The sequence below is a fragment of the Caproiciproducens puteiluti genome, from assembly GCF_052442865.1.
Classification (GTDB): Bacteria; Bacillota; Clostridia; order Oscillospirales; family Acutalibacteraceae; genus Caproiciproducens.
Genome location: NZ_CP194790.1, coordinates 1,191,055 through 1,206,148, shown reverse-complemented (window position 1 = coordinate 1,206,148; position 15,094 = coordinate 1,191,055). Strand labels below are relative to the sequence as shown.

14 protein-coding genes are annotated in these 15,094 nt (G+C 52.8%); 7 read left to right on the top strand and 7 right to left on the bottom strand.

Annotated features, from left to right (window positions below):
- Positions 1 to 144: 144 nt before the first annotated feature.
- The 6 genes from ACRQU7_RS05690 to ACRQU7_RS05665 all read right to left on the bottom strand — a co-directional run bounded on the left by ACRQU7_RS05690 (position 145) and on the right by ACRQU7_RS05665 (position 6,962).
- On the bottom strand, positions 145 to 1,398 hold the full coding sequence (locus ACRQU7_RS05690) for a hypothetical protein (RefSeq protein WP_444644417.1): 1,254 nt from the start codon (positions 1,396 to 1,398) through the stop codon (positions 145 to 147).
- A 38-nt stretch (positions 1,399 to 1,436) separates the two neighbouring features.
- Positions 1,437 to 2,822, bottom strand: a complete 1,386-nt coding sequence (locus ACRQU7_RS05685; RefSeq protein WP_444644415.1) for an MORN repeat-containing protein — start codon at positions 2,820 to 2,822, stop codon at positions 1,437 to 1,439.
- Positions 2,823 to 2,914: 92 nt separating this feature from the next.
- Positions 2,915 to 4,270: a hypothetical protein gene (locus tag ACRQU7_RS05680; RefSeq protein ID WP_444644413.1), complete on the bottom strand. Its 1,356-nt coding sequence runs from the start codon at positions 4,268 to 4,270 to the stop codon at positions 2,915 to 2,917.
- A gap of 145 nt (positions 4,271 to 4,415) precedes the next feature.
- Positions 4,416 to 4,931: a hypothetical protein gene (locus ACRQU7_RS05675; protein ID WP_444644411.1), complete on the bottom strand. Its 516-nt coding sequence runs from the start codon at positions 4,929 to 4,931 to the stop codon at positions 4,416 to 4,418.
- Positions 4,928 to 5,377, bottom strand: a complete 450-nt coding sequence (locus ACRQU7_RS05670; protein ID WP_444644409.1) for a type IV pilus modification PilV family protein — start codon at positions 5,375 to 5,377, stop codon at positions 4,928 to 4,930. The genes ACRQU7_RS05675 and ACRQU7_RS05670 overlap by 4 nt, the downstream gene beginning before the upstream one ends.
- Positions 5,367 to 6,962 (bottom strand): hypothetical protein, encoded by a 1,596-nt coding sequence (locus ACRQU7_RS05665; protein WP_444644407.1) that lies wholly within the window; start codon positions 6,960 to 6,962, stop codon positions 5,367 to 5,369. Before ACRQU7_RS05665 ends, ACRQU7_RS05670 begins: the two co-directional genes overlap by 11 nt.
- 251 nt (positions 6,963 to 7,213) lie before the next feature.
- On the opposite strand from ACRQU7_RS05665, the gene ACRQU7_RS05660 reads away from it, so the two are divergent.
- From ACRQU7_RS05660 to ACRQU7_RS05630, 7 genes are all read left to right on the top strand, one after another.
- Positions 7,214 to 7,642 (top strand): prepilin-type N-terminal cleavage/methylation domain-containing protein, encoded by a 429-nt coding sequence (locus ACRQU7_RS05660; protein ID WP_444644405.1) that lies wholly within the window; start codon positions 7,214 to 7,216, stop codon positions 7,640 to 7,642.
- A 148-nt stretch (positions 7,643 to 7,790) separates the two neighbouring features.
- On the top strand, positions 7,791 to 9,383 hold the full coding sequence (locus ACRQU7_RS05655) for a hypothetical protein (RefSeq protein WP_444644403.1): 1,593 nt from the start codon (positions 7,791 to 7,793) through the stop codon (positions 9,381 to 9,383).
- The gene (locus tag ACRQU7_RS05650; protein ID WP_141827560.1) at positions 9,380 to 9,946 is read left to right on the top strand and encodes a hypothetical protein; all 567 of its coding nucleotides are present in this window, start codon (positions 9,380 to 9,382) and stop codon (positions 9,944 to 9,946) included. The genes ACRQU7_RS05655 and ACRQU7_RS05650 overlap by 4 nt, the downstream gene beginning before the upstream one ends.
- Entirely contained in the window at positions 9,943 to 10,719 is a 777-nt protein-coding gene (locus tag ACRQU7_RS05645; RefSeq protein ID WP_444644401.1) for a prepilin peptidase, read from the top strand. The genes ACRQU7_RS05650 and ACRQU7_RS05645 overlap by 4 nt, the downstream gene beginning before the upstream one ends.
- An 11-nt stretch (positions 10,720 to 10,730) precedes the next feature.
- Positions 10,731 to 12,407 (top strand): GspE/PulE family protein, encoded by a 1,677-nt coding sequence (locus tag ACRQU7_RS05640; RefSeq protein WP_444644399.1) that lies wholly within the window; start codon positions 10,731 to 10,733, stop codon positions 12,405 to 12,407.
- 11 nt (positions 12,408 to 12,418) lie between these two features.
- Positions 12,419 to 13,462 carry a type IV pilus twitching motility protein PilT gene (locus ACRQU7_RS05635; RefSeq protein WP_444644397.1) on the top strand — a complete coding sequence of 348 codons (1,044 nt, stop codon included), beginning with the start codon at positions 12,419 to 12,421 and terminating at the stop codon, positions 13,460 to 13,462.
- A gap of 17 nt (positions 13,463 to 13,479) precedes the next feature.
- On the top strand, positions 13,480 to 14,724 hold the full coding sequence (locus ACRQU7_RS05630) for a type II secretion system F family protein (RefSeq protein WP_444644395.1): 1,245 nt from the start codon (positions 13,480 to 13,482) through the stop codon (positions 14,722 to 14,724).
- 78 nt (positions 14,725 to 14,802) lie between these two features.
- Here ACRQU7_RS05630 and ACRQU7_RS05625 read toward each other — a convergent pair whose 3' ends face one another.
- Positions 14,803 to 14,985, bottom strand: a complete 183-nt coding sequence (locus tag ACRQU7_RS05625; protein WP_038323089.1) for a hypothetical protein — start codon at positions 14,983 to 14,985, stop codon at positions 14,803 to 14,805.
- Between the last annotated feature and the right edge of the window lie 109 nt (positions 14,986 to 15,094).

Here is a 15,094-nt window from a genome sequence, read left to right as displayed (position 1 = left end):
CAAGTAGATAATGGACATATTTTTCAATAAAATTTGCACATTCCCTTAAGATTTTCCAGTATTCAAGCCATCTTTCCCCAAAACGATGGAAAACATTGGAACAACAGGAAAATGATGCACCGGAATTTTCCGGATTGTTCACAATCAGTTAATATTTGCCGGTTTTCCGTCGCATAGACACGAAGGCGCGCGGGTGGGAGAAATCACCAGAATTCCGCAGGGCGCGACAGCTTGCGGGTCCCGGCAGCAGGGGCATTTGATCGTCAGTCCGGGGGGAGACAGCTCGTAGCAGCAGCTCAACCGGTTACAGGAGCACCCGCTGCCCTGCATCCACGGGCAGCCGGTACAGTCCGTACAGTGACGGATGGCGGGCAGATCGATATATTCACTTGCAATGGATTCATTTTCCATAGGATTCCCATGGGTCATTAAAATATGCGAAGCGCTGATTTCCCCGAAAATATGGCTCCACGCGCGGGAAACACCATGCTGGGGCGCTTTTAAGATATAATAACCGTCGTAAAGACGGCCGGACACCGCGTCCATGCTCTCGGGCTCCGCCGCGCCGGTCATCAGAATGTCGTCGGTGCTGGCCTCGCTGCTGCGCCGGTTATGGAAGATCACGCCCGACGCGCGGCATTCAAACCCGTATGCGGTCCGTGTGGTCGGGCGCCCGAGAATTTCCGCGATATCCTGCGCGGCGGGCAGCTCCCGCAGCTGCTCAGCGAGCTTTTCTATCCTGTCGTACAGTTCCGCCATGCGGTCGATGTTTGCCTGTTCCACCGGCGAAGTGCGGCAGCAGGCCGCGTACGCGGCGCAAAACTGCTCCTTCAGGCGCAGAAATTCCTGCGCCGCCGCGGGCAGAAACGGCGAGGACAGACAGACGTTCATACTTTCAACCGCCGATGAAAAAAGGTCTGTAAACGGGAATGCCTGTACAGCAGGCCACAGCACGTCATAGTCCACTTTGTCGAAGCGAAAACTCCGGTCCGCCTGTAAAGGGAAAATACGGTCCGCCCCTGTTTTCGCCGCGAGAACCGGAAAAAGCCTCAGCACGGCGGTGCTCAGGTCAAAAATTTCTTCCTCCTGTTTTTGGAACACATGCGCAAACAGCGCAAATTCCAGCATCAGAGGTTTCCCCTTTTTATCGCAGGGAGAGACCGGCAGATAAATCCTGTGAAAATAGTTCGGATTGACCCGGAGAATCCGGTCCAGCGCCCGCAGCCCGTCGTTATGATAGTGGGTCAGCAGGAAGCTGCGGGACGTCATGCCCGCGTACCGCTTCATAAGGCCGGAAACACCGCCAAAAGCCGTTTCCCCACAGTCCGCCATCAGAATGTTTTTGTCCGCCCCGCGCAGCACTATGCATTCGCCGCGGTTCATTTGATGCAATTCCACACTCCGCATTTCCACACCCTCAGTCCAAGCAATCAATCCTAAATATGCTTATATCCCGAATAATACCGGTCTTCACGGAATTCACCCGTAAAGACGATTTCCCCATCCTGATTGTATTCCGTACCGTGCCCGTGGCGCAGGCCGTCTTTCCATTCCCCGGTGTAGATCAGCCGTCCCTGTGCGTCGAAAGCCGCTCCGCTGCCGGTGGGGGTGTTGTCTTTCCACCGGCCTACGAAAATAGAACCGTCCCTGGAGCTGTAGGATACCCCTACCCCGTCGCGCTTATTGGCTTTCCAGCCGCCCACATAACAGATTTTGCCGGACTTATAATAATACGCGCCGAAGCCGTCGCGCTTATCATTCAGGTAATTCCCCTCATAGGCGGTATAGCCGTCGTGCATCTGGGTACGCCCCCGCCCCTGCCGAAGCCCGTCGATCACCTTGCCGAAATAGGTATAGCTTTCTTCCGCGCTGATGACGATGCGTTTCGTACCGCGCTCCACGCGCAGGGGAAGATCATCGCTGACCTGCGGTCCCCCGTTCAGCCCTTTTCCGGCGACCGTATAGCGGGTCGGCGGCACAGGCGGCTCTGGCGGCGCGGGCAGCGCGGGCAGCTCCTCCGTGCTGTAGAGTTCATGGTCCGCGGCATAATCCGGTTCGACCGGAACCGACTCAGCCGGGACCGACTCAGCCGCAGCAAGCGGTTTTTCCGATAACCGCCCGGGTTGAGGAGCAGCAGGTTGGTCGTTTTCAATATAGACAAAAGGAACCGCTTCTTCTTTCTTATCCTGATCGGGATCGGGCCATTGGGGGGTCGCGCTTTCTTTTCCCGCGCTCAGGTCCTTCATCACCGCCATGCGGCGCTCCGTTTCCTTTAACGGGCAGTAGAAAAAGCCTCCCCTGTCGGTTTCCGCGTAAATCTCCGGTTCTCCGGCTATGGCATTCACCAGGCTTTGCCGGGCGGTTACGCCGCAGCTTTCGCTTGGAAAAAGCTCTACGCGCGCGTATCTTCCCGTCTCCGGAATCAGGCGAAGCAAAACGAGGCCGTCATTTCCCTCCTTCGGCTTTAAAACCGCCTCCGGGCTGGACGTATTTCCCGAGTAATAGGCAGTCTGCAGCCAGGTGTGGCCTCTGTCGAACCGGGCTTTGCTGACGGTTTCCCCCGCGCCGCTGCGCGTCAATATGTAATAGCCGTATTTCTGACGATATGCCTTCTGGAGAACCGTCTTTCCGCTTGTCATCCTCCACGAAAACTTTCCGGAGCTGATTTTATAGCGGACGGTGAACTCCATTCCGGCCAAACAGCCGCCGGTTTTGCCCGATTTGCTTTTGCGGGTCGTCAGATAGCCGCGCCGTACTTCCGTAAGAACCGCACTGTTTTGGGCACTGCCGTCATACCGTCTGTAACAGACCGTATAAAACATCCGAAAGCCTCCCTCTCATGCAGTTGTTTCTATTATATATGATAATGCACGGCGCATGCAATAGGTACCGGGCAATTGGCCATGGTTGTTTTTCACTCCCTGCCGCCGGCATATTTCAGCTCGTAGAGATTGCGGAAATAGCCGGTCCCGGGCATGGCCCAGTCATAAAAAGTAATCCTTTTCAGGTCGCTGGTTCCCCCGCTCTGAACAATGAGTTCGTCCGAGCACTCAGAAGTGCAGGCGCTGGTTGTCATAGGGGTAAAGAGCTTTACCTGAATCCCCCATTTTTTCTTTGTCTTCTCGTCAAGGGCAAATTCATGCTCCAAAAATTTGCAGGGATAAAACAGAGAAAAGCTGTAATTGCAGGAAATATTTTCAATAAACGGCGTAATAAAGCAGTATTCATAAGAAATGTTCACGGTTTCCCCCGCCACGCCCGGATAGAGACGGAACCGAAAATCCATTTCGGTACTGGTGGTCCCGCCGATATGATCGTGCACCTGCCTGACGGTCAAAAACTGTTCCGCGCTCGTATAATGCGCGTTTTCACGCATATTGAGATATTTCACAATCGGAATGTGGTTAATGGTACAGGTAAACTTCCGGAAGGTACTTCTGATGATTTCTTCATCGGGCATATCCACATAATGATTGAGCGACTGGCGCAGGACAATCTCCTGCGGCCTGAGCGTCTGAAGCACGATCTGCTGGCGTCCTTTGATCGTGCGTACCATTTGCGCGGCATCCTCAGAGATGGAAATCACTTCCGAACGGTGAACATAATTGTAAAACGGTTCGCCCGCCTGATTCTGCACAAACCTGTCAACAAGGTCCACCACGGACCTTCTGTCGGCAACGGTATTGATCTGGCGGCGGATATTCGCCGCGTACACCACATTTAAAAGCTGCCTGAGCTTCGCGTCATCGAAGGTGTCGCGGTTAATGACATCGCATATTTTCTGATAAAGGATGTCGGTCTGCGCCGAGCACCGGGAGACCATGCTGCCGGAAAAATCCATTTCCGAATTGGCGTAGGCCTCTTCATAACAGCAGCGGATAAACTGAGGGACCTCAGCCAGGCACAGCTTTTTCGCGGCATCGTCGTCTACAGATACCGCTGCGGCCAGGGTTAACGCCGCGTTTTCCAGCTTTTCGGAAATCAGATAGCTGTCGCAGATCATCCGCGCATACGCCGAAAAGCGCCTGACGGTGCTGCCGGAGGGTGCGAACGACTGTACCACTCCCTGAGCAAAACCGGCGCCGATGACATCGGGGTGCATTGCGGACGGCATCTTGTTCAGCTTTGCATGCCTCAGCTTGGAAACGGTGGATTCCGAAACGTGAAAAATGCGTGCCAGATGCTTATACTTTATTTCAAGCGGTTCCCCTGAAAGAGATGTTAGAAAATCATTAAACAGCAATGCCTTTTTCATGCTTTTCGCGTTCATATTTCTGCTCCCAACCTACGATGATACTATGAATTTCCTTTTAAATCATCATTTTTTGGTATTATTTACCATATTATAGCATATTCACCCTGGGAGGGAAATAGAAATTCTTTGATAATTTACCGAAATTGCGAAAGTTCCGGAATCAGTCCGAGGACGTCGGAGCGGTGAGATCCATAAAAAGGCATTCTTCCCTGTTTCCGGTCAGGTCAGCCGCGTCACCGCCGGTACAATTATTCAGGACCGTTCCGCCCGCCAGCCGATAGGTCCCGTCCTGCGATACAATCGTATAGGAAAGAAGAGTCCCTTCCACCTGAAATTCCACGCGTCCGATTCCGTCAATGGAGGCAAGCTCCCCCGAAGACGCGCCGTCAGCCGCCTGCTTCGTGACGCGCAGCACATTGTCGGAAAGCGTAAACACAACGCCCGCGTCCGAACCCTTTGACGAAGAAATCTCAAAAGCGGTGGACGCGTACCGCTGAATATAGGTTTCCGCGAGGGCCGCCCTCTGCTGGTTGGAGGCGCTTACCGTACCGCTCTTAAAAAAGTCGCCGCCGAGGAACAGCACGGCGCACGCGGCCGCGATTACGATCGCCGTAAAAGCCACCGCGATAATCAGCTCCACCAGCGTCATGCCCTTTCTGCCGCGCAGCTTCCTCATGACGCGCCACCGTCCTTTGCTGAAAACGCGGTCATCTGCACGCATTTTCTGCCGCTGCCGTCCGTAAAATAGACGGCGGCTTTGATTCGATAGCCCTCAATGCCGTCCGCGTCCTTTTCCACGGAAACAAAGGTGAACTGCTTATCGTTTGGAGATGATGGGTCCGGGAAATCCGCGTTTTCCACATATTTCGCCCCGAGAACCTCGGCGGTTTTCAGCGAATCCGCGTCCGCGCCGTGCAGCTTCGTAATGAGCGCATCCGCGATTTCCTGCGCCTGGGCCGCCGCGCCGCTTTCCGTGCTTTTGGAAAGGATCGTCCGCTGGGAAAAGCCGATCGTCGAAAGCACCGCCGTAACAACCAGCGCCAGGATCACGACCGCGGCGAGGACCTCCACCATGGTCGTCCCTTTTCTGCTCCTGAAATTCAAAAACATCCTATTCCCCATCGGTATAAACACCTCCGGTAATTTCCGTTCCTCCTCCGCCAGAGCCGCCGGATTCTCCTACATCGGCAATTTTCTCGAGTTCTAAATTTTTATCGAACAAATCGATCTTAAAAGGATTCACAGTTCCTCCTACCCGATTATCGTCACCGATTCGGTACACCCCGGCATCGATTGTAGTCGTACCCTTTGATGTTTTAATAGTGGTATCGGTAACAAAAATAATAATCGGTGATTCGTCCGCCGTTTTCTGGATATAAATATGCGAATTCGTATTTCTTTGCTCAAAGGACGGGTGTCCATAGCTGTTCTCCAGATTTATCGATATTTGCTGCACCTGAAACGTAATGACCATAGGCACGTTTTGTGATTCCGTCATATTGTTTCTGCTATTCCATTGAAAAACAACATTTGGCGCTTGATACCGCGGACTCTGATTTTGAATAATCCATTCACTCGCGCACATAAATACGGTAGCGTTTTCCGTTGTAATTGGCGTCGGATTGGTATTTTCCATTTTTCCATCGCTCGTCCACCGCACCGAACTGATTACCTCACTTGATAGTACCGTAGAGATGTCGGCATTTGTATACCGTGCAGTCTGATACTGCCGTAATACTTCCTTGACTTCATCCTCTGTTAATTTTGTAGCCTTGCGTTTTATATTTTCCAAATCAAACAGATCCGTACCATTCGGGAAGCGGTAATATCCGGCCTCAAATTCTACAGGAACCGCCCTGGTGTAGTCGGTCAAGAGTTTGTTGCTCGGATCAACAAATTCAATCATAAGCTTTCTGGAAAAACGCACAATGACACTGGATGAATTTGTTTTGGATTTTATATAAAGTTTTGGAGCTTCCGGCAGACTTGTTTTAGGCCAGTCTGATTGCACACGCGCTTTTCCAACAATATCTCCGTCAAAACCAATAAAATCTGCTTTTAATGTTGTTGCCTTACCCCAGTTATTAGAAAAGAGGCAGTTATTGGTATCCATCTCTTTTTTGGTTCCTATAAAATTAATCTCCGGTGCATCCATTGTCTGATCTCCTGGAAAAATCACTGCTTTGGTGGCAACAATGGGAAATGCAGTTGGTCCAAGGTTAGCATATTCACCGTTGTCATTAAATAATTGTATAGTCCCATTTTGGGAACCGTACCGAATTCCCGACACCATAAAGGAATACGGTAAGTCAGTGCCTATACTCCCCCCATTCTCCTCCGTCGTAAACTGGTAGCCCAACTTCCTGACGTGGTCGGAGGAACGGTACTTTGCGCTGGCCTTAATCAGCTTACGGGTGCTGTCGTACTCGGCTACCGCGTTTTCCCCGGAACCGATGGTGAAGCCTGAATTTTCGGAGGTTTTCAGGATGGTGAAGCTGCCGGCGTCGGGATTCTGCAGTACATACGCGCGGCCGTACTCTATGGCGGACTTTGCGTCGAGGTAGGCCTGACGGCCTTCCAGGCTGTTCGTGGCGGAATCCAGATTGAATTTGGCGCTGAAAACCAAAGCGGACGCCAAAATCATCAGCGCCGCCGAAACCACGATGACATATGCCAGGGCAGCGCCCCGTTTGGAACCTGTTTTCATCCGTCCGCACCTCACTTTCAGAATCATCTTGATTATAGCCTGATTGGGGGAAGAGCGCAAGATTTTTCAGCGAATGGCGAATTTTGATATTTTATGAAAAAAATGGCTGCGGAAAAAAACATTTTTTTGTAATTGAACAGAGTTTATTGACAGAAAAAACATTCGGCTTTATAATCAGGATATAAAAGATAGAAGCGGTTCTTATTTTTCCTTTTTCACTGAAAATTAAACAAAAAAGAGGTAGAACGAACATGGTAAAAACCCTGAGAAAAACAAATAAAAAAGGCTTTACCCTTGTGGAGCTCGTCATTGTCATCGCCATTCTCGCTATTTTGGCGGCCATCGCCATCCCTACTGTCAACAATGTGATTTCAACCGCAAATAAAAATGTGGACATCGCAAATGCACAGACTGTCGAGTTGACTTTAAAAACGGCCGATGCGGAGTTGGCATCGGGAACACGAACTGATATTAGTAGCTCCACTAAAATTAACGCAATTCTTACCAAATACGGTGTGACTAACATCGATGTTACAAAAGCTGGTAAATCCGGAGCGGCATACAAGTATGTTGCAACTACTGGCAGAGTGTTCATCGCCGGTGATCCATCTATCCCTACCGGAGCTACATTGAAAGATTTTGACGACAATACTGCTTTAAGTGATGTTATTCCTCATTAACCAATCGCTATAAACATACTTTTCTTACAAGCCCCGGGAAACCGGGGCTTGTTCTGTACACATGAAAAACCGATTGCCGCAAATAATAGGATATTGTATAATAGAAACGTATCGGAAATTGAAATAGTAAAGTGTGGTGTCAGCCGCTTTGAACGTGATTCTGCTGCAAACGACCCGCAGGGCGCTTTACCTGACGTGGGTAAAATATACGAGAAAACCGGTTTTTGGGCTGCCGCAGTGTTTTGAGCTGCCCGAAAGTATGCGCGACGGCAAAACAGGCGACGATCTTTCCGCTTTCGCGAAATATGTGCGGGAGTGCGCGAACTCCGCAAACATGGGAACCAACAAAATTGTTTTCTGTCTGGAAGACGATTCTATCGTCAGCAAAGAGTACCAGCACCTTCCGTGCAAAAAGAAGGACCTGCTTTCCCTGGCCGGGCTGGAAGCCGAAACGGTGCTTCAGGACGGCGTGGACAGCTATATGATCCAGAACTACGAGTACAACCGTGTGAACCCGCTCACCGGCAAGCTGACAAGCTCCCTTTTCGCGGTAAAAACCAGGCTGCTCGGGGACATTCGGAAAGCCTTTTCCAAATACGGCCTTCACGTCATGAAGATCGTTCCGCCCATCAGCGGATTATTACACGCGGGCAAATCGATTCCGGCCGAACGGGATCAAACGATCGCCCTGCTTGATTTTGACTACGCAAAAACACGCCTTGTCCTTTTTCAAAACGGGATGCCCGTTTTTCAGAGAACCTTTGAAACGGTTTTCGACGACATTGTCGAAATCATCATGCGAAACCGCTCGGTGTCCTTTGCCGACGCGGTCAGAAGCGTGACCACCTACGGATTCACCGTGGAAAACGACGAAGCCGCGGCGCGGCATATTTCCGATCTGCTGGACGCCAGCGTCAGCGAGGCCATCCGCAATATCCGCATGGTTCTTTCCAGCGAGCGTCTGGAACTGAACCGGCTGATTCTGTGCGGGGGCCTTTCCATTGTGCCCAAATTTGACGAATTCTGCGCAAGATTGGAACTGGATATTCCGATTGAAAATATCGCTTCCCTTTCCGTTCCCCTGCCCGCCGTCAACGCAGCTGCAAAAAGGGCCGGGTTTCAGCCCGCCGCCTTCTTTACCGCCGCGGGGATTCTGGCCGCCAAAAAGGCCGAAGATATCGATTTCCTGCTTCTGGTGAAATCCATATCGGGCACGCGCGCGGCAAACGTGGCCGTGCTTGCCGTCATCACGCTGCTCGCCGTCGGGATCATGGCGCTGGAACCGATTATTTACCTGTCCGCGCTGAAACAGCAGGCACAGGACAAGCTCTCCCTGAGCGACCTGAAATATCGGCCGGTAAAAGCCCTTTTACAGGAACAGAGCGAACTGGAGCAGCAGCTTTCCAAACTGAAAAGCGACCAGAAGCTGCTTCCCTCCGGCAAAAGCAACGCGAAAGAAATCACGGACCGTCTGATCAGCCAGATCACCTCAAAAGCAAAATCGGTGGACAGCTGTGAGCTGGACAATATGACCGGCACCGTCTCTCTTACCTTTACGACCGCAAATTACAGCGACTATCTGACCGTCAAGCGTCAGGTGGAGTCCGGCGGTTATTTTGCAATTGCCGTTCCGTTCCGGGCCGAAGTCGGCTCCGACGGCCTGTGCACCTGCAGCGTTTCCCTCAGCATAAAGGACTTCACTCCCGTAACATCGGGCAGTAAGGACGGTGGACAGCAATGAAAAGTATAAAAGTATCCGGCGTCCTGCTTTATCTGTTCGGTTTTTCCCTGGTGCTTCTGCTTTATGTAAACTATATCTTTCTCCCCCTGAACCAGAAGGTTTCCGATCTGAACGGAGAGCACCTCGGCAATCTGGAACAGCTGCAGACCTATGAGCTGCAGTCGGCCCGGTTCAGCGATCTGCAGCAGAAAATAGACGGCCTGAAAACGCAGCTGAATGAAGAGAAAGCCGATACGGCGGTAACGGGAAAAAATGTCGCCGAGGATATCGGGAAAATGGTGGGCTCCTCCGGAGTCACGCTGAAAACCATCGATGTCGGCCCGGAACAGGCCGAAAAGGGCAAAACAGCCGCAAGCGGACAACAGCTTTACACGGCGTCCGTTGAATTGAACGTCCTGTGTACCCAGACGCAGCTGCCCGCACTGGTCGGTTATTTTGAAAACGAATCCAAAGGGGTCTACCTCGTCAATCGCGTCAAATACGCGGGGCCGGACAGTACCGGAAAAGTGGACGCGGTGCTCACCATGACCCTGTATTATTTTTCCGGGGGCGCCAAGCAATGATCTCACTGAATTCAGCGGAAGCCGGGCTCGTTTACGACGCCGTTGTGTGTCTGTTCTGCATCCCTGCCGCGGCCGTGCTGGCAAACCTCAGCGTAGGGCTGTTCAACGCGCTGCCCGCGAGATGGTTCTGCGACTACGACGAGCAGCCGGGAGAGGACCTTTCCCGCAAAAGGCTCTTTTTCAAGCCGCACGGCATCTGGATGACGATCGCCCTTTCCCTGTCGTTCATCCTGATTTATTTACAATATAAAGGCGATCTTTTTTTCTTTCTCGCCTTCTGCGCCGCGGCGGTCGTCCTGCCGATGATTGCGGCGGCGGACAGTAAATATTTCATTATTCCCGATCAGTTTACGCTGGTGCTGTTTGTGATCTTTACCGCCGTGTCCGGCTACGATCTTCTGAGCGGGACCCGCCTGTTCCACACGGGCTGGCTTTCCCCCCTTTATGGAGCGGCCGCCGGGCTGATCCTGATGCTTCTGTTTGCCGTCGTGGGGAGAATCGCCTACAGAAAAGAGGCGATGGGCTTCGGCGACGTCAAGCTTTTCGCCGCAGCGGGAATACTGACGGGGTTCCCTTCTTTCTTCCTCGTATTTTTGATGACCGTTTTCCTTGCGTTTTTCTACATTCTTTCTCTGCTGCTGCGCAGGCGGCCGATACGGAACCTCTATCTTCCGCTCGGGCCGTATCTGTGCCTCAGCCTGCTTTTGTTTATGGCGTTTCACCGCCAGATCGAGTCCTTCGCCGTCTGGTACATGTCTTTGCTGAATATGTAAAGGAGCCTATCATGAAAATTACGAATTTGAAGCTTGGACAGATTTTGATCAATTCCGGGGTGCTCACCGAGGAACAGCTCCAGCAGGCTTTGGAGCGGCAGAAGGGCACCAATGTGCGTCTGGGAAGGATTCTGATCGACAACCGCTTTCTGACGGAAATGCAGATCATCCGTTCGCTGGAACAGCAGCTCTCCATTCCCTACCTGGACCTTTCCTCCGTCAGTGTGGACCCTTCTCTTTCGTCGCTGGTGCCGGAGGAGCTGGCGCGCTCCAATCTGATCGTTCCCATCAGCCGTTCGGGCAGCATTCTGACCGTGGCGGTCGCCGACCCGCTGGATTACAACGGGATCAACGATATCGGGATCTATACCAAATTAAAGGTGAATCCCGTCATCGCGGAGCGCGAGAAGCTGGAAACGAAAATCCGCGAGCTGTACACCACCCAGAAAGCGTTTGCCGCCGCGCGGGAGCTTTCCACCGCCCAGCCGGACATCCCGCTGGACCAGCTTGAGGGCCAGACCGGAACGGACCAGCCGATCATCCGCTTTGTCAACAATATGATCGAGCAGGCCGTCCTGCTCAAGGCGAGCGATATCCACATCGAGCCGGAGGAGAAATCCATGCGCATCCGCTTCCGGGTGGACGGGCGGCTCAGCCTTTATATGGAAACCAGCGCCGAGCTGATTCCTTCGGTGGTTTCCCGCATCAAGTTTATCGGCGGCATGAACATTGCCGAAAAACGCATCCCGCAGGACGGCCGTATCAATTACCGGATCGGCGGCAAGGATATTGACATGAGAATTTCCGTCCTGCCCTGTGTATTCGGCGAAAAAGTGGTCATCCGTATCACGACCGCGCTCAGCTTCTCCCTTGTGAAGGAGGAGATCGGCTTTCTGCCGGAGAATCTTGAAAAATTCAACTCCCTGCTGAAAAACAATCACGGCATCCTCCTGCTGACCGGCCCCACCGGAAGCGGGAAATCCACCACCCTTTACACCGCGCTGAAAGAAATCATGCGCGAGGACATCAACATTGTCACCGTCGAAAACCCTGTTGAAATGATTATCCCGAACATCACGCAGGTGGATATCAACGCAAAGGCGGGCCTGACCTTTTCCGCCGTGCTGCGCTCGATTCTGCGCCAGGACCCCGACGTCGTCATGATCGGCGAAATCCGCGACACGGAGACCGCGGAAATCGCCAGCAGTGTCGCCATCACCGGGCATCTGGTTCTCTCCACGCTGCACACCTACGACGCCCCGAGTTCCATTATCCGCCTGATCGACATGGGCGTGGAGCCTTACATGGTGTCGTCCTCCGTACTGGGCGTCATCGCACAGCGGCTGGTGCGCACCCTCTGCCCCCACTGCAAAGAGGAATATCCTGCGGAGGAAAACGAGCTGGAGCTTTTGGGGCTGCCCAAAGATACCCGGCAGAAGCTGTACCGGGCAAAGGGCTGCAGCTTCTGCAGCGGCAAGGGTTACCGGGGCAGAACCGCCATTCATGAGATCATGCCGGTTTCCACCGGAATCAAAGCCTGCATCAACAACGGAAAAAGCACGGACCAGATCCGGGAAACCGCCGTTCATGAGGGCATGATCACGCTCGACGAAAATATCAGGAGAATTGTAATAGAGGGAAAAACCTCCGTACGGGAAATGCTGGAAGTTTACTCCCTGCAAATGTGAGGCTTGCCAGTATGGATTTTTTACAAATCGTTTCGGACGGCGTTGCAAGACACGCCTCGGACATTCACCTGTCCGCCAATAACCGTCCCGCTTACCGCATCAACGGCAGAATGCATTTTCTCGACGTTCCCGCGCTGACGCCCGAAGAGGTGGACGGCATGATCCGCCAGTGCCTTTCCCACGAAAAATACGAAGAATTCCTGAAAACCGGCGATATGGACGCTTCCGTGGAAATCGGCGGGTGCGGGCGGTTCCGTATCAACGCGTTTCATCAGATCCGCGGCGAAACGCTGGTCATGCGCATTATCAACGCCGCGACACCAGAGATTTCCGAGCTGCGCCTTCCGGCCTCCATCAGTCGGATTCTGGAGCTGCAGGACGGCCTGGTGCTGGTGACCGGCCCGACCGGAAGCGGAAAATCGACCACGCTGGCGGCCATCATCAACGAATTCAACAAAAACCGGCACTGCCATATCATTACGATCGAGGACCCGATCGAATATATGCATACTCCGAAAAACAGCATTATCAACCAGAGGGAAATCGGGGCGGACAGCGTCTCGTACGCGCGGGCGCTGAAGGCCGCTCTGCGCGAGGACCCGGATATCATTCTGGTCGGTGAGATGCGCGACCTGGAATCGATCTCGATTGCCGTGACCGCGGCGGAAACCGGACATCTGGTGCTCTCTACGCTGCACACGATCGGGGCCGCCAAGACCATCGACCGTCTGATCGACGTGTTTCCTCCCCAGCAGCAGCAGCAAATCCGCACGCAGCTTTCCCTGGTGCTGAAAAGCGTCATTTCCCAGCGCCTGCTGCCCACCGCCGACGGCAAAGGCCGCGTCGGCGCCTTTGAAATGATGTTTATCAACACCGCGATCAGCAACCTGATCCGCGAGGGCAGAACGGCCAACATCTCCCAGTCCATCCAGACCGGGATCAGCCAGGGAATGATTACGCTGGAACGCAGCGTCGACGACCTGCTGCGGCGGGGAATCATCACGAGCGGCACCGCCGGGGAATTCGGCTTTGATGCCGCCACGCGAAATTCATGACATAAGAGGGGATTTTATTGCGGTATCAATATACGGCGGTTGACCATAGAAATAAAAAATCCCGCGGCTTTCTCAACGCCGACAGCAAGGCCGACGCGATTGCCCGGCTGCAGAGCGAAGGCCTGACCGCGCTTTCTCTGACGGGCGGCGAGGGCAAGACGGAGGCGGAGCCCGCCTCTATCTGGGAGATGGAAATCACCGGTTCCGACATTCATAAGGCGAAAATCAAAAAGAAAAAGCTTCTCACCATCATGAACCAGATGGGGATTATGATGAAGGCCGGCGTATCCCTTTCCATGGCCATGGAGGTGCTGATCAGCGGGGAAAAGGACAAAAAGGTCAAGCGGATTCTGGAGGAAATGAACCGGGACCTGTACACCGGCATCCCGATTTCCGAGGCCATGTCGAAATTCAGGGCCTTCCCGAAAATCATCACCAACATCATCCAGTCCGGCGAAACGGACGGGCGGCTGGACACCGCGTTTGAACGCTGCGCAAAAATTCTGGACAAGGAAATCGTACTGACCGCCAAGCTGAAGGGCGCGACCGGATACCCGATTTTCCTTCTGTGTCTCACCCTGCTGCTGATGATTGTGATGAACGTGTTCGTGCTTCCGAATTTCGCGAATATCTTTCAGGAATTCAATACCGATCTGCCGGCCATTACGAGATTCGTCATGTCCTTTTCCTCGTTTATCATGGCTCGATGGTATCTGATCCTGCTGGTGGTCTTTGTCCTCGTATTTTCCTTTATGATATTGAAAAAGAAATCCGCTCCGTTTTCCACCGCGGTGGACAGGCTGATCCTGCGGATTCCGGCGGTCGGGCCGCTGCTGCGCCAGTCGTATATCGCCCGGCTGTGCCGCATCATGTCTTCCCTGGTGGAATCCGGGGTGGATATCGTAAAGTCGCTTGAAATTTCGCGCGACGTGATTCCGAACCGCTTTATGAAGGAGCAGCTGACACAGATCATTTCCGAGGTAAAATTCGGCTCCGCCATCAACGCCTCCATGGCGAAATTCCCGATTTTCGACGCGCTTCTCGTCTCCATGATCAAGGTAGGCGAGGAATCCGGGATGCTGTTTGAAACGCTGGACAAGATGGCGTCCATGTACGAAGAGGAGACGGACGAAGCCACCAAACGGCTGACCAGCGCTCTGGAACCGGCGATGACGATCATTATCGCCGTCATTGTCGGCACCGTGGTGATTTCCATCGTTATTCCCATGTTCAGTATGTACAGCGTCATCTCCGGCGGATAAAGCCGGTCAAACAACTGTCGGCGGGGTATTCCCCGCCGATGTCTTTGGAAATTTGCTGTTTTGTAAAAATACCGCCGTTTACTGTTTAAACATGCCCTGTACGTCGTCAAACATGCCGTTTACCGCGTGCATGGCTTTATTGGCGTTGCGTCTGAGCTTACGGTTGTTTTTCATCATTTTGCTGCCCATAGAGGCAACTGCGATGCCGGCTACCATACCGGTGCCGACTCCCCTTACAAATCCCATCGTCTCTTTGTACATAACGTAAAACCTCCCGACTGAAAATATAGAACCTGGGCCTTTCAATATCATCCCCTCTTTCTTTCCGTTTATATTTGAAAATTAATGCCAAATTTTTTGAATAAAGGAG

What these genes read in the sequence shown, in the direction of transcription:
- ACRQU7_RS05685 (WP_444644415.1), bottom strand. Translation starts at nt 2,822, where the DNA reads ATGTTTTATACGGTCTGTTACAGACGGTATGACGGCAGTGCCCAAAAC.
- ACRQU7_RS05625 (WP_038323089.1), bottom strand. Translation starts at nt 14,985, where the DNA reads ATGTACAAAGAGACGATGGGATTTGTAAGGGGAGTCGGCACCGGTATG.
- ACRQU7_RS05650 (WP_141827560.1), top strand. Translation starts at nt 9,380, where the DNA reads ATGAAAAGTATAAAAGTATCCGGCGTCCTGCTTTATCTGTTCGGTTTT.
- ACRQU7_RS05635 (WP_444644397.1), top strand. Translation starts at nt 12,419, where the DNA reads ATGGATTTTTTACAAATCGTTTCGGACGGCGTTGCAAGACACGCCTCG.
- ACRQU7_RS05665 (WP_444644407.1), bottom strand. Translation starts at nt 6,962, where the DNA reads ATGAAAACAGGTTCCAAACGGGGCGCTGCCCTGGCATATGTCATCGTG.
- ACRQU7_RS05675 (WP_444644411.1), bottom strand. Translation starts at nt 4,931, where the DNA reads ATGAGGAAGCTGCGCGGCAGAAAGGGCATGACGCTGGTGGAGCTGATT.
- ACRQU7_RS05660 (WP_444644405.1), top strand. Translation starts at nt 7,214, where the DNA reads ATGGTAAAAACCCTGAGAAAAACAAATAAAAAAGGCTTTACCCTTGTG.
- ACRQU7_RS05645 (WP_444644401.1), top strand. Translation starts at nt 9,943, where the DNA reads ATGATCTCACTGAATTCAGCGGAAGCCGGGCTCGTTTACGACGCCGTT.
- ACRQU7_RS05640 (WP_444644399.1), top strand. Translation starts at nt 10,731, where the DNA reads ATGAAAATTACGAATTTGAAGCTTGGACAGATTTTGATCAATTCCGGG.
- ACRQU7_RS05680 (WP_444644413.1), bottom strand. Translation starts at nt 4,270, where the DNA reads ATGAACGCGAAAAGCATGAAAAAGGCATTGCTGTTTAATGATTTTCTA.
- ACRQU7_RS05670 (WP_444644409.1), bottom strand. Translation starts at nt 5,377, where the DNA reads ATGGGGAATAGGATGTTTTTGAATTTCAGGAGCAGAAAAGGGACGACC.